Origin of the sequence: Rhizobium sp. PL01 (genome assembly GCF_033447125.1) — a bacterium.
Taxonomy (GTDB): domain Bacteria; phylum Pseudomonadota; class Alphaproteobacteria; order Rhizobiales; family Rhizobiaceae; genus Pararhizobium.
Window position 1 is genome coordinate 281262 of record NZ_JAWQUM010000010.1, and the last position, 22997, is coordinate 304258.

Annotated in this window: 22 protein-coding genes; 5 read left to right on the forward strand and 17 right to left on the reverse strand. The window is 56.8% G+C overall.

Annotated features, from left to right (window positions below):
- Window positions 1–62 precede the first annotated feature (62 nt).
- Both R6X40_RS23295 and R6X40_RS23300 read left to right on the forward strand, forming a co-directional pair.
- Complete coding sequence (locus R6X40_RS23295) at window positions 63–311, forward strand: type II toxin-antitoxin system VapB family antitoxin (RefSeq protein ID WP_046665777.1); 249 nt, start codon at window positions 63–65, stop codon at window positions 309–311.
- A complete protein-coding gene (locus R6X40_RS23300) occupies window positions 308–697 on the forward strand; it encodes a type II toxin-antitoxin system VapC family toxin (protein WP_318416467.1) in 390 nt (129 codons plus the stop codon). Before R6X40_RS23295 ends, R6X40_RS23300 begins: the two co-directional genes overlap by 4 nt.
- A 586-nt stretch (window positions 698–1283) precedes the next feature.
- Here R6X40_RS23300 and R6X40_RS23305 read toward each other — a convergent pair.
- From R6X40_RS23305 to R6X40_RS23340, 8 genes are all read right to left on the reverse strand, one after another.
- On the reverse strand, window positions 1284–2798 hold the full coding sequence (locus R6X40_RS23305; RefSeq protein ID WP_318416468.1) for an amidohydrolase: 1515 nt from the start codon (window positions 2796–2798) through the stop codon (window positions 1284–1286).
- Window positions 2799–2833: 35 nt separating this feature from the next.
- A complete protein-coding gene (locus R6X40_RS23310) occupies window positions 2834–3721 on the reverse strand; it encodes an ABC transporter permease (RefSeq protein WP_318416469.1) in 888 nt (295 codons plus the stop codon).
- Window positions 3718–4653, reverse strand: a complete 936-nt coding sequence (locus tag R6X40_RS23315) for an ABC transporter permease (protein ID WP_318416471.1) — start codon at window positions 4651–4653, stop codon at window positions 3718–3720. The genes R6X40_RS23310 and R6X40_RS23315 overlap by 4 nt, the downstream gene beginning before the upstream one ends.
- 98 nt (window positions 4654–4751) lie before the next feature.
- Window positions 4752–6314, reverse strand: a complete 1563-nt coding sequence (locus R6X40_RS23320; RefSeq protein ID WP_318416472.1) for an ABC transporter ATP-binding protein — start codon at window positions 6312–6314, stop codon at window positions 4752–4754.
- Between the two features lie 58 nt (window positions 6315–6372).
- Window positions 6373–7428 (reverse strand): BMP family ABC transporter substrate-binding protein, encoded by a 1056-nt coding sequence (locus R6X40_RS23325; protein WP_318416473.1) that lies wholly within the window; start codon window positions 7426–7428, stop codon window positions 6373–6375.
- Window positions 7429–7483: 55 nt separating this feature from the next.
- Entirely contained in the window at window positions 7484–7804 is a 321-nt protein-coding gene (locus tag R6X40_RS23330) for an NIPSNAP family protein (RefSeq protein WP_318416475.1), read from the reverse strand.
- A 13-nt stretch (window positions 7805–7817) separates the two neighbouring features.
- The gene (locus tag R6X40_RS23335) at window positions 7818–9440 is read right to left on the reverse strand and encodes a choline dehydrogenase (protein ID WP_318416477.1); all 1623 of its coding nucleotides are present in this window, start codon (window positions 9438–9440) and stop codon (window positions 7818–7820) included.
- Between the two features lie 2 nt (window positions 9441–9442).
- Window positions 9443–10294, reverse strand: coding sequence for a uracil-DNA glycosylase (locus tag R6X40_RS23340; RefSeq protein WP_318416479.1), 852 nt, complete (start codon window positions 10292–10294; stop codon window positions 9443–9445).
- 198 nt (window positions 10295–10492) lie between these two features.
- Here R6X40_RS23340 and R6X40_RS23345 point away from each other — a divergent pair, with 198 nt between their 5' ends.
- On the forward strand, window positions 10493–11155 hold the full coding sequence (locus R6X40_RS23345; protein ID WP_318416481.1) for a TetR family transcriptional regulator C-terminal domain-containing protein: 663 nt from the start codon (window positions 10493–10495) through the stop codon (window positions 11153–11155).
- Window positions 11156–11570: 415 nt separating this feature from the next.
- On the opposite strand, the gene R6X40_RS23350 is transcribed toward R6X40_RS23345, so the two are convergent.
- Together R6X40_RS23350 and R6X40_RS23355 are read right to left on the reverse strand one after the other, a co-directional pair.
- A complete protein-coding gene (locus R6X40_RS23350) occupies window positions 11571–12497 on the reverse strand; it encodes an N-acetylglucosamine kinase (RefSeq protein ID WP_318416483.1) in 927 nt (308 codons plus the stop codon).
- Complete coding sequence (locus R6X40_RS23355) at window positions 12494–13708, reverse strand: N-acetylglucosamine-6-phosphate deacetylase (RefSeq protein ID WP_318416485.1); 1215 nt, start codon at window positions 13706–13708, stop codon at window positions 12494–12496. The genes R6X40_RS23350 and R6X40_RS23355 overlap by 4 nt, the downstream gene beginning before the upstream one ends.
- Before the next feature lie 74 nt (window positions 13709–13782).
- Between R6X40_RS23355 and R6X40_RS23360 the strand changes: the two genes are divergently transcribed.
- Together R6X40_RS23360 and R6X40_RS23365 are read left to right on the forward strand one after the other, a co-directional pair.
- Entirely contained in the window at window positions 13783–14544 is a 762-nt protein-coding gene (locus R6X40_RS23360; RefSeq protein ID WP_318416488.1) for a DeoR/GlpR family DNA-binding transcription regulator, read from the forward strand.
- Window positions 14545–14685: 141 nt separating this feature from the next.
- A complete protein-coding gene (locus tag R6X40_RS23365) occupies window positions 14686–15624 on the forward strand; it encodes a right-handed parallel beta-helix repeat-containing protein (RefSeq protein WP_318416490.1) in 939 nt (312 codons plus the stop codon).
- Between the two features lie 116 nt (window positions 15625–15740).
- Here the strand turns inward: R6X40_RS23365 and R6X40_RS23370 are convergent, their stop codons facing one another.
- The 7 genes from R6X40_RS23370 to R6X40_RS23400 form a co-directional block, all read right to left on the reverse strand.
- Window positions 15741–17210, reverse strand: a complete 1470-nt coding sequence (locus R6X40_RS23370; protein ID WP_318416492.1) for a hypothetical protein — start codon at window positions 17208–17210, stop codon at window positions 15741–15743.
- 140 nt (window positions 17211–17350) lie between these two features.
- Window positions 17351–18466 (reverse strand): acyltransferase, encoded by a 1116-nt coding sequence (locus R6X40_RS23375; RefSeq protein ID WP_318416494.1) that lies wholly within the window; start codon window positions 18464–18466, stop codon window positions 17351–17353.
- Between the two features lie 61 nt (window positions 18467–18527).
- Window positions 18528–19568: a glycosyltransferase family 2 protein gene (locus R6X40_RS23380; protein ID WP_318416495.1), complete on the reverse strand. Its 1041-nt coding sequence runs from the start codon at window positions 19566–19568 to the stop codon at window positions 18528–18530.
- Between the two features lie 186 nt (window positions 19569–19754).
- Window positions 19755–20999, reverse strand: coding sequence for a glycosyltransferase family 1 protein (locus tag R6X40_RS23385; RefSeq protein WP_318416498.1), 1245 nt, complete (start codon window positions 20997–20999; stop codon window positions 19755–19757).
- Between the two features lie 7 nt (window positions 21000–21006).
- Window positions 21007–21180, reverse strand: a complete 174-nt coding sequence (locus tag R6X40_RS23390; protein ID WP_318416500.1) for a hypothetical protein — start codon at window positions 21178–21180, stop codon at window positions 21007–21009.
- Between the two features lie 345 nt (window positions 21181–21525).
- The gene (locus R6X40_RS23395; protein WP_318416501.1) at window positions 21526–22425 is read right to left on the reverse strand and encodes an FkbM family methyltransferase; all 900 of its coding nucleotides are present in this window, start codon (window positions 22423–22425) and stop codon (window positions 21526–21528) included.
- A gap of 456 nt (window positions 22426–22881) precedes the next feature.
- Window positions 22882–22997 (reverse strand): LuxR C-terminal-related transcriptional regulator (locus tag R6X40_RS23400; protein WP_318416514.1); only part of this gene is annotated, 116 nt, incomplete at its 5' end.

A 22997-nucleotide genomic window follows, 5' to 3' on the forward strand; every position in this document is an offset into this window, starting at 1 on the left:
CGTGGTGCAATGGGGTAGAGTGGTAGAAAATTGGATAATTAGGTAGAATGGAGTATCTCCACATGAGCCTGAACGTGAAAGACCCCGAAGCACATCGCCTGGCCCAGGCGATCGCCCATGCGACTGGGCAGAGTATGAGCCGTGTCGTGACCGATGCGCTGCGTGAGCGTTACGCGCAAATTGAAAAACAGAAAGGCAGGGCTTCTGTTGAAGAACTTCTTGCGATCGCCGACAGGGCCGCAGCCCATCTAAAGCGACCTTATGCCGATCACGCCGAGCTTCTCTATGACGAGGACGGCCTGCCGAAATGATTATCGACACATCCGCCATGGTGGCGATCCTCTATGGCGAGCCGGAGGCTGCTGCCTTCACGCGACTGATCCACGATTCCGCAACCGGCCGGATCAGCGTGGCAAACTATTTGGAACTGTCCATGGTGATCGAAAAGCAGCTCGGGGCGGAAGGCATGAGGCAGGCCGATGCCTTCTTTCGCCGTGCAGCGATCGCCATCGAGCCTGTGACAGTTGAGCAGGGCCATCTGGCCCGACAGGCATTCCTCGATTTCGGCAAGGGCAGGCATAAAGCTGGACTGAATTTCGGTGACTGTTTTGCTTTCGCTCTCGCCAGAGATTTCGACGAGCCGTTGCTATTCAAGGGCAACGATTTCACAGAGACAGACATCCGTTCGGCTGCATGACATGTGATCTTGCACGATGCGTGGAGGGCTGACGGGCTGACTGGTGTTTTGGTCCCCGGAAGCGGCTCCGCTTTCGGCTCGTTCGTCATCGACAACAAGCACAATCGACAACAAGCACATTGTCTTGCAGGAGTGGGTACCCGGCCGTCTTTCTACAGAGCACCAGACATCACCGGGACTTAGAGGACGTTGCATGGTTTTAACGCGAAATCGTGCCAAGCATCTGCAAAGACGTCACTTTTTCTGGTGGGGAATGGCGACGATCAAACGTAGAGAATAGGTCCAAAAATGGCTTGCCTGGGCCCCTGGATTCTCACATAATTTCAATGACTTATAAGAAAAGTCTTGAAGTGCCCTCTGTTTTCCGATCGCGAGCGACCGTGGATGCCGCCTTTGTGCCCTGGCTTTGGGTATCAGTCAACCGGCGGGGTCAGCGGGAATAATTTGCGCTTCCCGCATCATCAGCTAACCCCTATAAGGGCTGGTGAGGTTCCTGCCGATTGAAGATCGAACAACGGGTCGCGGGTTCACATCCAATGAAGGCGAACAATCCACATCTTTCACTTCAGGCTTCCATTGTCACGGCCTAAACCTTTTGGCCCGTGCCTACGACATAGCGATTGAAGCCGATCTCTGCCGACGTTGCCCTCCTGTGAATTTGAGCCATCGTTGGCTCAAATATCGCGTTAGCGCGCTCCAGGTTCGCATGATTAGCCTGATAGGCCGGCATTCTCTCTCGAATTTCGGCAAGTATTTCCATCTCGTCGATTAACGCCATCCGATCATTTTCAACCACGATTTGTCCGTCGACCATGACCAATTCAATGGAGCGGCCGTTCTCGCTATAGACCAGATGCTTGCCGATATCGCTCAAGGGCGTGAAGGCAATACTTCTCAGATCAAGCATCAGAAGGTCGGCCGCTTTACCCGTTTCGAGCGAGCCTGTAACCTCGTCCAGCATAGCTGTTCGTGCGCCGCCGATCGTTGCCATGTTGAGGACTTCGTCGGCTTTAAGCCAACTCCCATAATCAGGCCCCGATGCACTCTGGACCAGCGCGGCCACGCGCATCACGTCGAGAATGCGGGCGGTATCGTTAGAGGAAAGGCCATCGGTGCCGAGACCGACATATACGCCGGCATCGAGCAGGCGACGGATAGGCGCAACACCTGCACCGAGCTTGAGGTTTGAGATCGCATTGTGGGCGACGGAGCAACCCGCTTCACCCATCAACTCCATGTCCGCATCACTGACCCAGACGGAATGGGCGATCGTCGTGTTCGGCCCGAGGACACCGAGATCGTGAAGGTGGGCGATCAGGCTTTTCCCGTAAATTTCCGGGCCAGAGACCGCCTGGGTCTTTGTCTCAAGCACATGTGTATGCATGGGAACGTCGTGACGAAGCGCAAGCGCATAGCAAGCTTGCAGCATCTCCGCGGTGCATCGTTGCGGCGCGGAGGGCGCCACCATGAAACGAAGCCGGCCATTAGCCCGCCCGTGAAGGGTGGAAAGCACCGTGTGGCAATAATCCATATAGCCGGCGGTCGTGATCGGTGGTCCGAAATCAAGCTTTGCCTTTAGCTCCTCCGGCATGATTTCATGCGCATAGGGCAGGGCGTCCAGCGTGTGAATATTCATCACGGCGCTGGAGACATTGGCGCGAATGCCCACTTCTTCATAGGCAGAAAAGGCGCAGGCGAGCCGTTCGATATCGTGGCCGGGCGGATCAAAGAAATCGTCGCAGAGTGTTGTGACGCCGCTTTTCAGCGATTCCATGGCCAGCAGCGCGCTCCTTAGATACACGAGCCGCTTGTCCACCTGTGGACCCATCAGGAGCGGATAGGCATAAAGGAGCCATATTTCCAGCGGCATCCTTTCGTAACGGCCGCGCAAGAAAGTCTCGCTGGAATGCGTATGCGCGTTGACAAGCCCGGGCATAAGTAGCTTGTCGGTCGCGTCGATTATCCGCGCCCCATCGGCCGCGAGGATTGGGCCGATGGCCTCGATACGGCCGTTCGAAACCAGAAGATCTCCGGAAAAGGCCGAACTTCCATGTGTCTTGTCCATCGCCAGGATGGTTGCGTTGCGAAACAGCGTTCTCATGGACATTCTCCGCTAAAGTTTTGGGACTTGCCCGTTCAGTTGTCCCGTAGTTCGGTGATGCCGCCCTTTGAATCACCTCTAAGGCGGCTGCTGAGCCAGAGGCCGAAGACCGTCGCGAGATAGGGGAGCGCCTGAATAAGATCATGCGGCACGCTATCGCCGAACACGAGTTGCGCGCGGATGCCGATGGCGCTCAGCACGGAAAAGAACATCGCCGCCAGTGTAGCGCCTATCGGATGCGCAGCCCCGAAGATGACCGCGGCGAACGCCATGAAGCCACGCCCGGCCGTCATGTTCTGCCCGAAAAATTGCAGGCTGCCTGCGGCCAGCTCTGCGCCGCCCAATGCTGCCAGAACACCGCCGATCGAAAGCGCAAGCAGGCGCATCATCGATGGGTTGACACCGACGCTGCGTGCCGCGAACGGATGCTCGCCACAGGCCGAGAGTTGTAGGCCGAAGCGTGTGCGGCACAGAAGAAACCACAGAGCAAACACCACAACCGGCATCACTACCACGAGGATCGAGAGAACCCCGTAAGCGCCGAAGGCAGGCCCGAGGCGAGGGAGGCCAAAAGGCGCGTTGACTGCGGACTGGCTGCCGAAAAAGGATTGGATGGAAAGCGCCGTGCCGCCAAGCCCCAGGCCCGTCAATCCAAGTCCGGCTATGATCGGATTGGCTTTGAGCTTCTCGACCACGAACCAGAGGAGGATTGAAGCCAGAACCGTAAAGAGCAGGGCGATCAGCAGTGCAAGAGTGACCGAACCGGTGACGACGATGCCGAGGATCGTGGCGCAGGCGCCAATGATCATCAGCCCCTCGAGCCCAAGGTTCCAAATGCCCGCCCGCTGGGCGATGACGCCTGCAAGGGTGACGTAGACGAGCGGCGTACCGGAGCGCAAGATGGCAATGATGATGTCATTCATGATGAACGTCCCCCGATGCGCAGGATCTTGTCGAGCAGTTTCGACCGAGCTGTGATGAAGAGCGCGATAGCCGCGTTGATAACGTCGATCGCAGCCGACGGCAGGCCCGCCATGACCGGCAGGTAGAGCGCCGCTGAGGCCAGACCGCCGAAGAACAGCGCAGTTATTGCCGTTCCTGCCACGGAGAAGTTGGCAACAAGGGCAATCAAGATGGCAGTGAACCCATGTCCAGGCAGGAAGCCGCTGGCGATGCGCCCGTTCGGTCCCATTAGCTCGATCGTTCCGGCAAGACCCGCCAAAGCACCGCTCAACAAAAAGCTGGTGATGCCAAGCTTCCAGAGAAGCGCACCCTGCCAGCGTACCATGACCGGGTTACGCCCTGCCAGGCTTGCCAGCATTCCGAAGGTCGTGCGGTTGACGAGCAGCCACATGGCAATCCCGACGATTACAGCAATGGCAATGATCGTGACTGAGAGGCCCGACGACGTCGAGATGCGATAGGCTGCCTCAAGCGGCCGGCTGGAGGCCTGTTGCCCGGAGCCCGATGGGTCCTTGAGCGGCCCGGAAGTGACATAGACCAGTAGCAGGCCTGCCATGAAATTCCCCATCAGCGTCGTGATGACCTCGTCCGTCCCAGAGCGGATGCGAAGGTAGCCGGGCCAGAAAGCCCAGAATGCACCGCCAGCCATTCCGGCGAGCATGCAGGCAGGAATGACGATGAACGCCGGAGCCCCGGAAAGCCATTCCGCGACAAAGGCCGCGCAAATGGAGCCGACATAGAACTGTCCCTGCGCGCCGATGTTGAAGAACCCGGCACGGAATGAAATCCCAACTCCAACGGCGGTAATGAAGAGCGGCAACGCCCATCGGAGGCTCTGCTCCAGAGCGCCGGGCCGCAGGAATGCTCCATCTGCCACATTGGTCAGAACCATGGACGCAGAGTATCCGGCAATCTGAAAGACGATGGAACACAGGACCAATGCGAAGATAACAAAGATCAAGCTGCGAAGAATATAGCAAACGCGCGCCATCATCGGGAAACCCCAATCATTGCGGCTCCGACCGCACCAATGTTGTAGGGAGCCGTGAACGTCCCGACGACCTCGCCCGTTAGCATCACGACGACGCGGTCGCTGATATCGAACAGCTCGTCCAGATCGGACGAAATCAGGATGATGCCACAGCCACGATCGCGCGCTTTGCGGAGTGCGTCCCAGACAAAGGCGGTGGCGCCGATATCGAGGCCGCGTGTCGGCTGTGCCGCAATGATCAGTTTCGCCTCCGGGTCGATTTCGCGTGAAAGGATGACCTTTTGCGCGTTGCCACCAGAAAGCGCACCTGCCTTCTGGGTGACATTGTCATAACGGACGTCCCATGCTTTCAAAGCGGCGTCGCATTCGCTCCGCAACCGCGCCGGATTGACCAGGCGCAGAAGCGGCTTTTCAAGAAGCGCTCGGGCAGTCCAGTTTTCCCAAAGGCTGGAGGCGAGGCTAAGCCCTTCGGTGTTGCGCTCGAAGGGAATGATGCGCAACCCCTTGATACGGCGCTGAGCGAGAGACTGGGTGGTAATGTTGTGCCCTGCCAGATAGACTTCGCCATGGCTCGCCTTGGCGAAATCCGCAATTAGGCGGACGAGAGTCCGCTGGCCGTTGCCTTCGACGCCAGCGATACCGACGATCTCGCCTGGGCGAACATAAAAGTTGACGTCCTGTAACGCCGGGCCTTCCCTATCGACAACTGTGGTAATGTTTGAAAGGTTGAGAACCGGCGCCGCCGTTGCCGCCTCAGCGAACGTCGAAGTGTGTTCCACCTCGCTTACGCCGGTGAGCGCGTGCGCATCGGTGGCTGCGAGCCCGCGGTTTGCCTCCCCGATGATAAGCCTGGATAGTCGCGCGCCATCCACATCTGTCGTCATCAGCGGACCATCAACAAGCCGCCCGGCGCGCAGCACCGTGACCGTGTCGGCGACGGCGAGAACCTCGCGAATTTTATGAAGAATCAGAAGAACGGTAACGCCCTGCGCTTTCAGTCGCCGTACGCGCTCGAACAGTTTCTCGATGCCGGACGGCGACAATACAGCGGTTGGCTCGTCAAGAATGAGAACCTTTGCCTGCGTGACCAGTGCACGGGCGATTTCGATCCCTTGCTGAGTTTCTACGGGCAGATCGCGAATCCGTGCACCGAGGTCGACGGATATGTCGAGGCTTTCGAGATGCGGGCGCCAACGCGCAAACAGGCTGCTGCGCGTGAAGAACCGCCCAGCCCCCGTTGCGCCAAACTCCATTGCCTCAGCCACGGTGAACGATGGTGGCAGCGCAAAGCTCTGGTGAACCAATTCAACGCCGGCGGCGCGTGCGGCGCTAACATTGCCACCGCGCATGACATGACCATTGATCGCAACATGGCCGGCGGAGGGCCGCACGAGCCCGGATGCAACACGCGCGAAGGTGGTTTTTCCAGCACCGTTCTGGCCGACCACGGCGTGAATAAGGCCGGAATCGAATGCGGTGGACACTGCTTCGAGTGCGGTGACCGGCCCATAGGTCACCGAGACGTTCTGGCACACAAGCGCCGGGGGATGAGGATCGGTCATGAAAGGCCCATTCACGTGGCTGATATGGCGGATGGCGTGAACGCCACCCGCCTGCTCATCAGATGGTCGTGTTGAAGGGGACGGTGATCGAACCGTCGAGAATACCCTTTTTGGCGGCTTCGATTTCCGGCATGATGTCCTTGATCTTGGCGATGGCGTCCGCCGGACCCTGCGCCAAGAAGAGAGGCGATACGATGAAGTCTATGACGCCGGTATCTAGTCCCGTCTTCTCATGCGTTCCGCCCTTCCAGTCGGGGCCGAGCGCCTTTGTCACTTCGTTGTAAAGTGAAACGCCGAAATCAAGCTGAACGATGCTGCTGATCGATTTTGGCCCTTGTGGGAACTGCGCCTTGTCGAGAACGCTGACGATGCGCCCTTCCTTCTCGTTTGCCGCAGCGATGATGCCGGCGTCGGTTGCAGCAGAATCGGTCTGGATAAAGTCGATGCCGTCGTTGAACATCTGCGCTGCGATCTCCTGGCCCTTCGCCGGGTCCTGGAACGAGCCTGCAAACGCTACGGTCACCGTTGCCTGCGGATTGACGGAGAGTGCGCCTGCCTTGACGGCGTTGAAATCCGCGTTAATCGGCGGAATGGAAATGCCGCCAATGAAGCCGACCTTGCCGGACTTGCTCATCCGCCCGGCGAAAATGCCCGAGAGATAGCAGCCGAGATAATAATCGTAAGACACGGTGACGACGTTGGGGATCGCGGGTTCCATCGGATCGCCAAAGAGCTGGATCCATTTGACGTCGGGATAGGATGGCGCCAGAGCTTTGAAGGGCTCGGCCACTTCATTGAAGGTTGAGACGATGATCGTCGCGCCCGCGTCGCAGAGCGTCCGGAAGATCGTCTCGTAGGTGGCTGGATCCTGCGCATAGACCGCACGATACTCGAATCCCTTCTCTTCCGAGAGTTTCTTCAGATTGGCGATCATCGTATCGACAGGACCGCTATCGCCCGCCGATTGCGTATGCACGAGAGCGACAAGTCCGCCTTCGGCACGAGCGACCGCAGGCAGAAGTCCACCTGCCAGCGCGAGTGCCGCCGTTCCGGCAGAGATTTTCAGAAAGTCACGCCGATCGAACGCGGTCTGCTTCGAAATACTGTCTTTCATTTTGCTGTTCCCTTTTTTTGGTTGATTGGGTGAATGCACCGCTGCCCGGTATTGCTCAGGCTTGCGGAGAGTAGGAGGCCGGGTTCATAATCATCACATCCTGGCGCTCGATGGCGTTCAGCGCCCAGATTTCGCTGATAAATTTCTGCCAATCGGGATCGGCGTACATCGCTGTCCTGCGGGCTTCGCGGTCGGCAAGGTTTTCGTAGGCCCACATCAGCACCGTCGTGTGCAGGGTGCCGATCTCAGAGACATAGAGGCCGATGAACCGGTTGAGGTGGCGTTTCTGCACAGGCAGGCCTTCTGCCTCATATTTCTTCAGCCATCCATCGACCGTACCGGGGCGAAAAGTGTAGGTGCGGTGTTCTAGGATCATGTCCGGTCTCGCTTCAGCTGTTGAGAATGAAATCTGCGCAACGCTCGCCGATCATGATCGCCGGTGCGTTGGTGTTGCCGCTGGAAATGATCGGCATGATGGAGGCATCTGCGACCCGCAGTCCTTCGACGCCCCGCACCGTGAGGCGCGCATCGACCACGGCCATCGGATCGTTGCCCATCTTGCAGGTTCCAACAGGATGGAACGTCGTCATCGCCGTTGCCCGCAGCCATTTCGACAGATCAGCATCGTTGAGCGCTGCCGGCCCCGGCGCCAGCTCCTTGCCGCGATAGCCGTCGAAAGCCGGCTGGCTGATGATGTCGCGGGTCAGCCTGATGCCGTCGATCATGGTGCGCATGTCGAAATCAGTTTGCAAATAATTGGCGAGTATCTTCGGAGCGGCCATCGGATCGGATGAGCGCAGGGTGATTTCGCCACGGCTTTCCGGATTGACCGGACCGACACGCAGGGTGAAGCCGTGGTTGGCCTCGACTGTCTCGCGCTTGAACGGGTTTGGAAAGTGCAGGTTGGCGGTCTTTTCCAGAGCTGGCATGAAATGAAGCTGAATATCCGGCGCGACAAGGTCCGGCCGCGAGCGAACGAAGGCACCAGCCTCATAGGGAAAAGTCGTGGTGATGCCTTCACCGAATAGCATACCCTGGATGACGGACAGCGTCAGTTTGTCGGCACGCAGATCCGAATAGAGCGTCACCGGCTTGCGGCACTCCCATGACATCACGCAGTCGACGTGGTCCTGAAGGTTCTTGCCCACGCCAGGAAGGTCCTGCACCGTGTCGATGCCATGCGCGAGCAGTTCGTCGGCCGGTCCGATGCCCGACAACAGCAGGGTTTGCGGCGAGTTGACAGTTCCGGCCGACAGCACCACCTCGCGCTCGGCATAGGCCTTCTGCATCGTGCCGCGGTGAAGGTATTCCACCCCGACGGCGCGGCCCCGCTCGACGATGACGCGGTGGGTGTGCGCCTGAGTCATCACTGTCAGGTTGGGACGCGACAGGGCAGGGCGCAGGAATGCAAAGGATGTGGACCAGCGCTTGCCCTTACGGATCGTGAAATCGTAACGCCCGAAACCCTCCTGTTCGATGCCGTTGAAATCATCGTTGAGCGGATATCCGGCCTCGCGGCCAGCCTCGTTGAAAACATCGAGTAGGCTGTTCCAACCGCGCGCGCGGCAGACGGTAAGCTCGCCATTCTTCTGGTGGAAGGCGTCGTCGCGCTCGATGTGTCCTTCAGAGCGGCGGAAAGCGGGCAGTACTTCATCATAGGACCAGCCCGGAAGACCCATCTGCGACCAGCGATCATAATCGTGGCGGTTGCCGCGTACGTAGATCATGCCGTTGATGGTTGAGGTTCCACCCAACACCTTGCCACGGGGCCAGTAGAGAGAGCGGCCGTTGAGATAAGGTTCGGGCTCCGTATGGTAGTGCCAGTTGTAAATGCCGGAGTGAAAAAGCTTGCCCATCAGCATCGGCAGACGGAACAGCGGGTTGCGGTCTTTGCCACCCGCTTCCAGCAGCAGCACTCGGTTGGCCGGGTCGGCTGAAAGCCGGTTCGCCAGTACGCAACCCGCTGAGCCCGCACCGATAATGATGAAATCGAAATGGTCGCTTCGCGCCATGGTTACCACGCAATGGGATTGGATCCCATTTCCTCTAGAAAGTCATTGCAGAGAATGAAGGGATTGGGGCGTTCGAGCACCGCATCGGCGCGCGCTGGATGATCCCGCAGGATGGCGGTGATGTTACCGTTGCGCCCCTCGCGAATTCCGGCTGCCGCGAAGGCTTCAGCAGCCACGTCGCCAAAGGCGATGAAAACGATTGGTCTACCGCTGCCGGCCAGCATCGCCAGTGTCTTTTGAACAATGGGTCGCCAGAGGGGAACGTGTCCTCGGGATTGATGCGGGTCGATGCCGACCTGAAAGCGTGTCAGGGTGAAGGAGGCATTCAACAAAAGCACACCCTGGCGGACCCACCGATCTGCAACGGCTGACGGTGCTTCCATTTCGATCGCGCCCTGTTCGATATCCCGAAGTGTTCTTGGCCATTCGAAAAAGCCGCAGGTGTAGGAGGTGTCGCCGGTGCGTGCCGCCACGATCAGTTGCGTGAAGGCGCGGATGCTACGCGAAAACATCTTGTCGAGTTCACGCCATTCGGCAACGTTACCGGCCTCGAAGGCCCGGCCGGTGGCAAAGCCTGGCTCAGGATAGGGGTCTTGGCCAAGAATGACGCAGGAGACCTGTTCTGGCGCAATGTCATCATAGGCGCGAAATAAATGTGCACCCTTGGGCATGCCAGGAAAATGGCGACTGCGGCGTACAGGAAAGATCGGCTCCCAGATCTCAAGCTCGAGATCGTCTCCGATCGCTTCAAAGTCGGGCGCTGCACTTGCGCAATGCTCCCGCCAGGCTTGCGGCATATCTGCCTGCCACCCATCCAGAAACTCCCGCATCGCGTTTCTCAGTGACGAGGACATTTCCACACCCCTCCTTTGTCATCGGCTGGGATGCTAGCCAAAACCTGACCAAAGTGTCAACTTATTAAACGAAAAAAGCTGACCGGAACGTCAGATTATATCGACGTGTGCGATGAAGTGTGAAAGTGTATGGTTGCGGGGCTGGCAAACACTGTCTGTCTTCACCGCAATAAATCTGGAACAAATGAGCTGCGTAAGATGCCAAAGATACCCGCCAACAAGGCCCAGAAGAATGGGGGTGAGATCGACGAAAAGATCCGCGCCCGCAACATTCGCGAGATCCTGAAGGCCGCAACGGAGATCTTTTCAAGAAAGGGCTTCGACGGCGCGCGCATCGCCGAGATTGCCGAGGCATCCGGCCTTCCGAAGGCCAATGTCTACTATTACTTCTCTTCCAAGGAAGAGATTTACCGTGCTGTTATCGAACACCTCATCGAAGGTTGGGACGACGCGTTCGCCCACATTTCGGTAGAGCGTGAGCCGCAGGATGCGATTCGGTCCTATGTCGCGGCCAAGCTCTCCTACACCCGTCGCAATGTCATCGAATCGCGACTGTTCGCCAACGAGATCATTCGCGGCGCTCAATTCCTGTCGCGCAAGGATCGCCAGCATATGCGCACCGTTACCGATGAAAAAGTGAAGGTCATCGAGGGTTGGATCGCAGCCGGAAAGCTTCGGCCCGTCGATCCAAGGCACCTGTTCATCATGCTGTGGTCGGCAACTCAGTTTTACGCGGATTTCGAGCCACTTGCCTGTGACGCCCTGCACACGACCAAGCTCAAGAGCTTGGATTATTCGCATGCCGCCGAAACGATCAGCGAAACTGTATTGCGGGGTCTTCTCCCCGTAGGGCAGGTCTGACGCTCAGGACAGACAACTGGATAGACCAGAGCGATACCGCGCATGGTCGCGCGAAAGGCTGGCCCGCCGCGATGACTTGCATGGGCGCCCTCGCTTCAGATGGCGACGTCGAACATGTATTTGTATCTGCCGCGATCCATTATATTATCTGCGATCTCGGTCTCGGCCTTTAAGGGGTGGCGGGTTCGATGATGAAAGGTCTAGCGAATAGCCAGCGGCATATCAGGCTTGGCGGCGATGTTTGTTTTTGCTGCGGTCTATCTGTTTGCAGAGCTTATCTGACAGGTTTGGCGATTGCCGGAAGCGGCAGAGGCGAGACAAATTGCGAATGCGGCAAACAGCGCATGATGAGCCAACCTGAACTCGCTTCCCATGACCTTTTTTCGGCAACTGCGCTGCGGACCTCCAAAATGCGTCACGTACTTTCCGCCCCCTCAAAGCCACTTCCTCGCGCTAGCCGAACGCATGCAATATTTAAGGCCCCGACAACCGGAGGGTTTGAAACAAGTACTATATCCAATTCTGTACTGAGTTCGTTGACCGCATCAATGAAAGCCTGGTGAAAATACGGGAGCCGCTCAAAAAGTCCGCCGCCCAGATAAATTGGCCCCTTCGCTCCCTGCAGGAGCAGAGACGCTAATTTGTCACGGAGATCCGCAACCTGGGCTTTGACGACGTCGACGCCAAGTCTTGATCCTTGTTCGATCGCCTCGAATAGAGCAATGGCGTGACTAGCAAATATTGCTGCCGAAGGTTCGACGGACAGCCGTTCGTTGGCCTCTCGGAGGTCTGTTATTTCTAAGCGTTTCAGTAAAATTTCATGGAGAACGTCTGAGTGTTCCCTCGCTTCAGCGGAGGCAAGACAGGACCGAATTGCGGCTCTCACCATGCCAGCACCACCACCTTCGTCGCCGAGCAGCCACCCCCAACCACCGACGGTTACAAGAGCCCCATCTCGATTTCTGGCTACGACAATTGACCCCGTGCCTGAGATGACGGCGATGCCACGATCTCCTCCCGCCGCCGCGGGAAGCAATTCTGCATCATTGAGAACCCTGATGTCCCACCCGCTCGCTTTTCCAAACGTCTCTTCGCATTGGTGGAGGCGCCGATCCGTGTTGCAGCCATTTGCTCCGATGACGACGTGCCGTGGCTGTTGGTGACCGACGGACGCGTCGATGAGACTTTTGAGGCGAAAGCAATCGGAGGCGCTGTAGCTTTCCTTGCGCCAGGAGTTCGTCGGGACTGTCTGATCAACGACGCAATTTTCCCCCCGCAAGGCCATCCAGCGGGTCTTCGTGCCCCCAACGTCCACGCCGACAACAACAGGAGGATTTGTCACGCCGCACGCTCTCGGTTTGGGTCACGCACATGTACTGTTTCGCCACCGATGATGACGCGCTCAATATCAAGTTCCTGATTCAATAAAACAAAATCGGCAAGTTTTCCCGGCTCGATGCTTCCCACTTCAGCAGATACACCGGCGAGTTCTGCGGGAGTAAGTGACGCCATGCGGATAACATTAGGCAGGCTTTTGCCCACGGCCCTTGCCATGGTCTTCACCATGCGGTCCATGCCGTGCATCGAACTTGCTAAGCTGCCGTTATCCCCGCGTACCGACTGGCCATCGCTGTGGACCCATGTCCCATCGTGGATCGATCCAAAACGATACATACCTGGAGGCGCATCCATGGCCCGGTTGGCGTCAGTGACCAGACATGTCCGATGGAAGCCTATCATTTCATAAGCAAACCGTAGGAGATCGTCGGACAGATGGATGCCGTCGGCAATTACTTCTGTGCTCATGACATCGTTTTGAAGGACATATTGTTCCATGCCTGCTTGCATCGGCGTTCCAAAACGAGCGCGAAGTGAGGAAACAGAACTCATTGCACACCAAAAATGGTCGACATGGCGCATTCCATGGGCAAATGCCGCTTCAAGCTCACCCCAGCAGGCATTGGAATGCCCGCATGTGATAAAACATCCGTTTTCTCGCGCAAAATCGAAGAAGTCCAAAGCTCCGGGAAGCTCCGAGGCGCAAGTTGCAATCTTTATGATCGATTTCGATAGGAAATATTCATATTCCTCACGAACCGGATCTCGCCGCCCTTCCGGCGAATGAACCCCGACTTTGTCTTCAGCAAAATACGGGCCGTAAAAGTGAATTCCCGCGATGCGAGCCCCATCTAAAGGCGTCCAAGACGATTGCACGTTTTCGCACGATTTTACCATGGCATCAAGTTGCTGGAATGAGCCTGTCGTCGTTGTTGGAAAGATCGACGTCGTCCCGTGCGTTGCGTGGGCTATGTTTGTAGTGCGAACTGCGGCGACGGTTCCGTCCATATAGTCCGCCCCTGCCGCGCCATGAACATGAATATCAACGAAGCCGGGGGATATATATTGGCCTGAGTAGTCGAGAATATTTTCCTGCAGGTGTTTTTTCGCGAATTGCTCAATGCTCGATATGCGCCCAGCCTCACAGCGGACAATCGCATTTTCAATTACCCTGTCCGGCAGAACGACATTTCCCTTGATAAGAATATTTTGCATGGTTCAATCCTCGACTAACCTGTATCTTTCCTCGTATATACCCATATACGCATAATCGTGCAACGGAGAAGTTTATGTCTTTAGATTCGACACCGGACGAGCGGCGTGCCTTCATACTTGGCGCTCTGCAAACTAAGGGGCGACTTTCAACGGCAGAGGTGTCCGAGCATTTCTCTGTATCCGATGACACGGCCCGACGCGATTTCCGCGAGATGGCCGCCGAAGGTCTCATCAAACGCGTGCATGGCGCAGCTTTGCCGATTTCGCCCGGCACCCTTTCCTTTCAGGGACGATACAAAGTTTCCGCCGACCACAAAGTCAAACTAGCGCGTCGGGCGGCTCAGATAGTGCTCCGCGATCAGGTTGTCATCGTTGATGGGGGGACATCAAACTTGGAATTGGCTCGGCAGTTGCCAAAGGACCTCCGGGCGACGATCGTCACAAATAGCCCCCTCATCGCAACCGTAACGAACGAGCACTCTCACCTCGAAGTAATCCTTCTGGGGGGCGTCTTTGACAAACGTAGTCAGATGACGCTGGGCGCAAAAGTTCTGGAGCAGCTCCATTCCATGAATGCCGATCTGTGCTTCATTGGCGTTCACGGCCTACACCAGGATCTTGGACTGACAACCGCGGGCTATGACGAAGTTGCGATAAAGTCTGCTATGATTGCTGCCGCTGCAGAAGTTGTCGCGATCGCTACGCCCGACAAGATCGGCACGGCAGCCGCCTATAAAATTGGTCCTCTGTCCCTCATTGATATTCTAGTCACTGAAGACAATGCAAAGAGCCGCGCGCTGCTCGACAATACAAATATCAAGACAATCCTTGATTGATTTGCATAAAGGGTTCGCGCAGCGTGGTCTCTTGAGACTGTCGTGCGAAAAAGACAGGAGGGGATGCTACGACCCGATCCCAGCGCGATGCCCATCGGTCGTGCTTTTGTATTCTCTGGTGAGTGAAACGCGTCCGAAAGGATGGCACCGGCCGCCGTTGGGATGACTTACGGCGAAGCTGCCCATCGACATAATAGGCGAGCCAATATTCTCGAATGCAACGCGCTGCTGTCGCGGTCGTCGTTGCGCTTGTTACGGAGGCCGGAACTGATGCTTTTGCCCACACGACGCGTGCTTCTGGCGATCGTATCAGCGACGCTTATTTTGCAACTGGATATCCCCGCAACCGCTCAAGCGGTGGGCGTTCCGGCCGGAACCCAAATGACACCTCACAGCGGCACACTTCATGTGACGCAGGACAACGCGATCATCCGTAATGTCGAAATCCGCGGCAATGTCATCATTGACGCCAACAACGTTTCTATGAGCAATGTGCGGCTTTTTTCCACGACGGAAAACTCGGCGCTTCAAGTCAAGGACGGGGCTGATGGTTTCGTCCTGCAGGACAGCGAGATCGACGGGGGTGGGACGACCGCGAGCGCGATCGATGGCTACGGACAGTTCCTGCGCAATGATATCCACGGCGCCGAGAACGGTATCAATGTTACAGGACCATCACTCATAAAGGCAAATTACATCCACGATCTCAGGAACAAGAACGGCTCTCCTCATTATGACGGGATTCAGGTTGATGGAGGACGTGACGTCCAGATTGTCGAAAACACCATCATAAACGAGAACACGCAGACCTCGGCCGTGATGCTCGACAACTATTTCAAGGGGCTGTCGGACATAACGGTCGAACGCAACCGGCTAATGGGGGGTGGTTATACGATCTACATTGACGGCCGTTTCAACGGAGGCGCGGTCGTCGATGCGTCAATCAAGATCATCAACAATCAGATCGGAGGCGGTTTCTACGGCGATTATGCGCTCTTCGACCATAAACCGGTGTTTTACGGCAATACGCCCCTCGATCCGCCGGAGGCAGACCTTAAGACCGGCAACAATCCGCGATAGCCGCCTTCTTTGTTCATATCGACCGAAAACGTACGGCAGGATTTCGGTGTCAGTGTGCAAGGCGGCCGGAAAGAGTTTGCAATCGACATCGTGACCGCCACGGGTCAGGCTTGAATTCAAACCCGGATTCCGAGCCTCTTCGTCCGCGCCACGGTTGCTTTCGTTTCCTTGCCGCGATCTCCAGATATCGGATTGCGGCGGCGCCCGTCTGCGCCATCAGCGGGCGAGCTTGCATCATCTGCCAGCCAGATCCCGCTCGCCAGCAAGAACAAGAAGAGCGAGTAGGTCCCGTTCCAGAAATGGACTGTCCAGCCCACGATGAAGAAACCTGCCATGGCGATCAGATATCCGGTCTTGAAGCCGCTGATTTTCGGGTCGAGGATCGCCTTTTTCCCAACCAGTGCGCATGTGGAAATGAAGGTCAGCGCCATAAACAGAGCTCCAGGCAAACCAAACATGATCCCGTGAATGAGCCAGAACATGTCGACACTTGGCACCATCCACGATGGCCGCTCATATTCATTGTAGCCGATGCCAAATATCGGGTGGTTCATGACGGTTGCCGACCCATACTCCCAAATTAGCAGCCTGTAATATGCGGACCAAGAGTCGAACAAAGGCGCATGGCTGACGTAAAAACGTGCCACGGATTCGCCGGAGTAGAGATAGACGGCGACGTTGATCGCGACGATCCCCAGCCACAAAAGTTTCCAGCGGGCTTTCATGCTCGAAAGCACTCCGTTCCAGCTCAAGAGCAGAACCTGCGCCAGGAGCGCCGTCAGAGGGCCGGACGACAGCGCAAGAAAGGCGGTTCCGGCAACAATGGCTGTCTTGAGTGATTTTCGTGCCAACGACTGCCCATATCCGAGCACCATATACGTCATCGCAAGTATGCTGCCGCAGCAGACGCCGAAGAGGATCGGGTGCTCGAACGGTCCCTGCACGCGCGCCAATCCCCAGCGGGGGTCCATCTGCGTCGCGTCGATCGCCGGCAGGAGGGCGCCAAACAGTTGCAGCAACAGCTTTTGGCCTGACACCATCTCGATGATGCCAAACGGCAGCAAGAAGACAACGACTTTGAAAAGCAGTGAGACCATGTTGTAAAAATCGTCCGCCGTCCGGATATAGGCACGCGCCAGCATATAGGCGCCGGCTGTCTCGACGAAGAGAATGCCGCCGCTTTGTATGGCCGTAGTCAAGCCATGGACGACGGCAAGGCAGATCACTGCCCATAGGCAATAGAGAAGGATGGCGATGTCCGGGAGTCTAAGGGGGCCTGCCTGGCCGCTGATCAGCCGCTTGAAGCATGGCAGGATCATGACAATCAGAACGATACGATAGGGTGAGAGCCGCAGGGAACCCACATAGATGGCCCAGGGAATGACCAAGGCAATTATGAAAATGACGGCGGGCCATGGAAGTTTGGAAGCCGGCTCGACGGCGACAGAAGGGCAGACATCGCCAAACCTGCCCGGTGGATGACGCTCGTTGCGCGCCACAGCCCTTGCGGCTTCACCGCCCCTTGAACCATCAGCCCGACGCGTTACGTTTGCGAACTCGGGGGCGCCGCGCTGATAAGATGGCATTTCGTCAAAACTCCCGTCCTGTAGTCTAAGATTTCACAATCGCGCGTGCACGAGGAGACGGCCGTTGGGTCGTCGCCCCATCATTTATAGCGCGCTCGATCACCTGAACCCTTATCCAAGTGGAGTAGCTCCGGTTACAGTCAGGCCTGCGGTTTCACCGGCTTGGACCGCTTTGTCAGAAACACCGGGATCACGCGTTGGACCGTATTCCCGACAATTGTCTTTCGCCGCAGACACGGCTCCTCGATGTAGACCCACGAAAGAAAGGAAAGAACGGTGGTGATGGCAACGACCACCAGGGTTGCGGCGACGAAGCTGTCGATCTGTGGCACCATGACGATGAGAACTGTTAGAACAACGGCATGGATCAGGTAGACGCCGTAGGACAGATCGATCTTGAGATTCGTGCTGCCGAGAAGGTTTGAATATCCGACATAGGCAACGATATAGCTCATCGATATAGGCAGCGTGAAGGCGACGATTCCCAAGGGAAAGGAGATCAAGAACACAAGCACGAACACAGCCGCGATCCTGCCGCTGTAGGGTATCAGCGACGAAAAAGCCGACAGGATTACGCCCGCGAGGAAGTAGAGAAACAACTGACTGAAGATCAGTAGCGTATCCGGCACCCCGAGCGGGTTCACCGCCATCGCAAATGAATAGACGTAGAGGGAATAGGTCGCGGCAAATACGAAAAGCAAGGCTTTGGGTCGCCGGGTTATGCCGCTGAGAAATATGAGCGCCAGGGCGCCATATGACAGAACCTCGAAGTAGATAGTCCAGAGTGCGCCATTGACGATGATGGCAGTACCATCGGAAGTCTCGACGCCGGGAAGATATCGCACCGCCCTGAAGGCTATGTTCTTCAGGTAAAGATAGGTTTCGATATCCCAGAAGTACTGCTTTGCCGGCAAGGTCGACATGATAGGTCCCACGATAAACACCGTGGCCGTCACCACGATGATCAGGGCGGGCATGACCCGCAGTGCGCGATTGACCGTAAAGGACACCAGGTCGCCAGATCTCAGCAATCCCGGCGTAACCAAAACACCACTTGTGACAAAGAATATGTTGACGGCGAAACGGCCGAAGTCGATGGCCCCTCCGCTTGCGGCACTCAGAAAGTCATCGGCGATGTTGGCCGTTGCATAAAAACTGCAGTGGTGCAAAACGACGATCAGGGCGGCGATCAGCCGAATTCTATCGAAACCCGGTCCTTTGAAACCTATTCGTCCGAGATGATCGGCAAAAGTCATCGGGGTCGCGCTTTCGTTCTGGCTGGCTCAAATTTGACCAAGCTGTTTTCCGTAACGGTGATCACACGCCGATCTTGGCTCTGCGCCAACGCCGGAGTAGTTCCTTCAGGCGCCAGTGCGCCGCAGGGAGCGCCCATAGCGGGTGCAGCGGCAGAGAAACCATGCCAAGCCGCTTTCTCCTCGCGACGCGCCGCCCCAATCGCGTCTGCTCGACCATCGGATCCACCTCTTTCGCGAAGGTTTCGAAATCCTCCATCGGAAAATCCCTAAATCCCCTAGCATAGGCATAGTTGATATGTTCCAAGGCTTGGCGCGCCATTGTTTCGCGCGCGATCTTGTGCAAAAGCGCACCCTCTGCCAAGCCGCGGCCGACGCCATCAAAGACGACTTCGAAGGACTGCCATCTCTGTTTGAGGTCGATGAGCCGGCCTTTTTCGGAGCCCGACTTGAACATTGTCCTGTTCATGTTGCGGTCGTGACCGCGGTGAAAGGCTTGATCGACGCCGACGAGGAACCCGACATCAGATACGGCCGAAGTTCGCAGCCACATCTCGAAATCGCCCGCGTGAGGAAGGTCGCTGCGATATCCGCCGGTCGCTCTGAGAACCGCCGTGCGCATGACCACTTCAGGGGAGGCGATCACATTGTAGCCGGATTGGCAGCGATGGCGTAGCCAGTCGGCACCACGCCAGACGATCCATGACGATTGCTCGGTGCGACAGGGCGGAAGGTCTTTATGAAAGTCGATGGATCTTCCGTAGACCATGCCCACAGAGGGCTCTGCTTCCAGCAATTCCGCCGCTCGCGTGAGTGCGCCGGGTGTCACGAGATCATCGGCCGAGATAAGCAGGACATATGGACTGGTGGCCGCGTCGAGGCCGCGGTTGTAGGTCTTGATGTGGCCGAGATTCACGTCATTGGCGATAACCTTGACGTTGGCATGTTTGAGTTCTATCTCCCGGGCGGTGGTGAGACTGTCGTCCGTTGATTTGTCATCGACAATGATGACTTCGACCTCGATTCCCGGCTGGTCATAAAGGACGCTGTTTACGCATTGACGCAGAAAGCGGCCATAGTTGTAGCAGGGAATGACCACGCTCACCTGCGCAACATTCTCCAGGGCTCGTGGGCTCCGGATCTGTCCACCAGTGAGGCTCGCCGACATCCGGCTCAAAATATCCGGTTTAGATCCTGATTTTTCTAGCACTGTCCTGTTGCTCCTTCGTGCATGCCGCTCGGCTGATCGGCACTCTGCGATTCATTCGCGATTCATATGCAGCACGCTCCCTCAAGGCTCCGGGGATGAACTCAACGCACGCCTGAGAACGTCGTCCACGATCGCCCCGGCAGTCTCCCAGGATGTAGCACTGACGCTGCCTGCGCCCTGGATCGACAAAGTCTCGAAATCCGGCCGGCACATAGCGGCTTCCAGGGCGCCGACGAGTGCATGCGGTGTCGGCTGGGCATACTGGATGTAGGGGTTATCGAGCACCATTCGATTGTTCTCGGCATCGTTCACAATAGGAATGCAGCCGGAGGCAAGCATTTCATATGGAACAAGGGACACATTCGTCAGAGAGAGGCTCAAACCAGCAAAGCACCGGTTGTAAATTTCATTGAGCCGGTCCGGCGTTGTTGATCCGTGATTGATGAATTTGAAGGGAAGGCGGCCAAGTTTCTGGCCGAACAGATGCAACTCGACATGAGGGTGCCGCTTGGCGAACAGTTCCAGTGCGAGCAGACCGAGCTCCACTGCGCGGCGAGGGGTGCCGAAACGCGCATAGAATGCTACTCCGGACCGTGCCGACGAGGGGTCCCTTCGATAGCGGGCGCTGTCGCAGCCGAAGGGAAAGAAGTCGGCTTGCATCCCGAAGTCTTGCGTCAGCTTTTCGGCCAGCCACCGGCCGGCGGCAATGCCGTGGAATCTCATGCGGTAAGTGTTCTCTGCAAACACGCTGCTGCTGCTCACCGGATGGAAATAGGGTTCGTAATCCTGAACGAAATAGAAGCGTTTGCCGGCACTTCGCGCATTGTAAACGGCGTAGGCCGAGGGCCAGGCAGTTGCTATGACCGCGTCTGCGTCGGGCATGCCATTGCGCATGTCTCCTATTTCGGACGTAAATCCATAGTACTCGCGAACGATGTTTTCATAATATTTGAGATCGCTGCCATAGGTGTCGTAGAAGTAGATGCGGTTCCTGTATCCGTGACGCTGGAGATAGTTGAGAATCCGGAAAATCGTTGTATGGCCGCCCGAGCCGGCACTGGGCGGGCTCATGACCCAGTTGACCAGTATGGGATCGCCGGGCTCCGCCCGTCTGACGCGTATGAGTGGTGGCCGGCTCAGATCGGCGGCGATCACATCCTCGGGAAATACAGGCCAGACAAGGTTGCTTGGCCGGAGCCAATCCGCCGCCTTTGTCCGCGCACGATTGATAAGCCCCTGATATCCGTCCGTCGCGAGAATGCCGCCAAGCTGGCGGCTACGGCGTGCCATCTCGATGCGCGCCGCTTCAAGGATGGATGCATTCATCGTCCGGTCACTCCCACTCGTCCGCCTTGGCAGCGGCCTGATCCGACGTTCCCGCGCCCGACGAACGCTTCAGTATGGACAGGATGCTACCGTAGCGGTCGGACCGATCGCAATTCACCATTTCGGCGATGCGTAAAATCATCTCCATCATTGCAGAATGAAATTCGGCGGGCAGTTTCATCCGTTTGGTCGGAATGGATACGCCTTTCGATGGCCTTGATTGCAGGAATCAAAATTCAATGATCCGGCGTTAAGCCTTCGCTATCGAAATTGTCACGATCGGTCTGCGATCCCGCACAAACAGGCAGTGGTGCAGCGGCCGCATCGCGGCTGATATTCAGGTTGGGATTTTGGCCTCAGGATTTGCCTCTCGCCTCACAAGTTTAACTCTGTCGGAGGGCACAGGCTTGCCAAGCCGAAACTCGGGGCTATCAAATGCCTCGTTTGACAAACAGGGGGAGGGCAACACAAATGCGCAGCGCAAGCATTGCCGACCGTCATGAGCAGCGAGACAATGTCACTCTCTCTAAATTTTGCGAATCGACAGCTTCATGTCGCAATAGGATTCAATCGCCGACTGGTGAATGGCGATGATGTTGCGGGCGGGCCAAGGGCGGTGTCCAAGTACGGAATCCGCATCAAACGACGTGACCTCATACAGGGTCGTCTCAATTGGGTGGTAATAGAAGAACCGGTAACCGTATGTGGCAAGCTTGGCGTACCAGGTTAAGGACCCCATGCCCAGGAGCATAATCAACACATCTGCGCCGCCTCCACGGAGGAAAGCCTCTGCACCTTCGATGACCTGTGGTTCGAACCCCGCAACATTAATCTTTAGGATGGAGACGTGATTCAATCCCAGGCGCTGAAAGTCACCGGTGAGTGTGCGGACCGATACGGGCTCGGTGCCGTTTTCACTGAGCCCGCTCAACCAAGTGCTCGCTGTCGTTTGAAAGTAAGTTTCGGACTCGGTGTTTGAATAGGCGATTTTGTGCACGTCCACCTTGTCGCGCACGCCGTTGCGGTCGATGTTACGCACCAACGCCGCCACGTTTGCCGAACTCGGCTCAAATGCATGGACTTTTGTGGACGGCAAAGTCGCGGCAAAGAGTGTAAACTGCCCAATCGCGGCGCCGACGTCTGCAACTGTCCAACCCGGCCGGTATGTTTTGCGCAGAAATGCAAATTCCGGATCGATGAAATCTCCAAATGTCAGGAGCGCCGTTGGAACTTGACTTGGGAATGCGAATTCGAGGATCTGACCAGATCGCAACTGAACTTCACTCCTTTTAGGCCGGCGCGCGTACAAGTATCCCAGTCTTACTGCGCCCCTCGTCGTTGCGCCGACGCCCACGACCCTTGCCCCCCACAACATCTTGTCACCAAAATTGTGTGCCTTGCGCAGAAATGAACGAACTGAGGTCATCGTGAGGGCACATCCATCAAAGGAGGATTGTCTGAACGATCCAAGTTAGCAGGTGCACGGGCACTTCAAAACTCGGTAGCAAGATGTAGCAGAGGCACTTCCAACCGTTCATCATACATCTTTCGGATTAGCTTTTTGGGGTAGGCGGCCGGGAACGGATCCAATGCACAATGGGGTTCGACTGGGCGTCGCTCATGCGTGGACGTCTCCCACGTGTAAGCAAATAGTTCTGATCGGATCGCTCGCTTCCATTTGCTTGGCCTTTCGATGTGGTCGCAGTGGCCGCTGGCCTTCTTTCGAGGCGATACTTGGAGGCGCAGGTGATAGCTCGATGGCGCGGCCAATCTACTCCACACTGTAAGCAAGGCTTTGACCAATCAGGTCTTTAAATATGCCGGCGTTGAACAAGATGACCCTGGCAGAGCTATCAGTGGAAGCTGTTAAACCACTCCCGGTTCAGTTCTCAACTATCGCTCTTGCGCTGTCATGGAGGTTGCGAAAGCGTGCTGCGGCTTCCGTTCTGTTGTGGACACCCAATTTCCGAATGATGTGATGCAGGTGGATTTTGACGG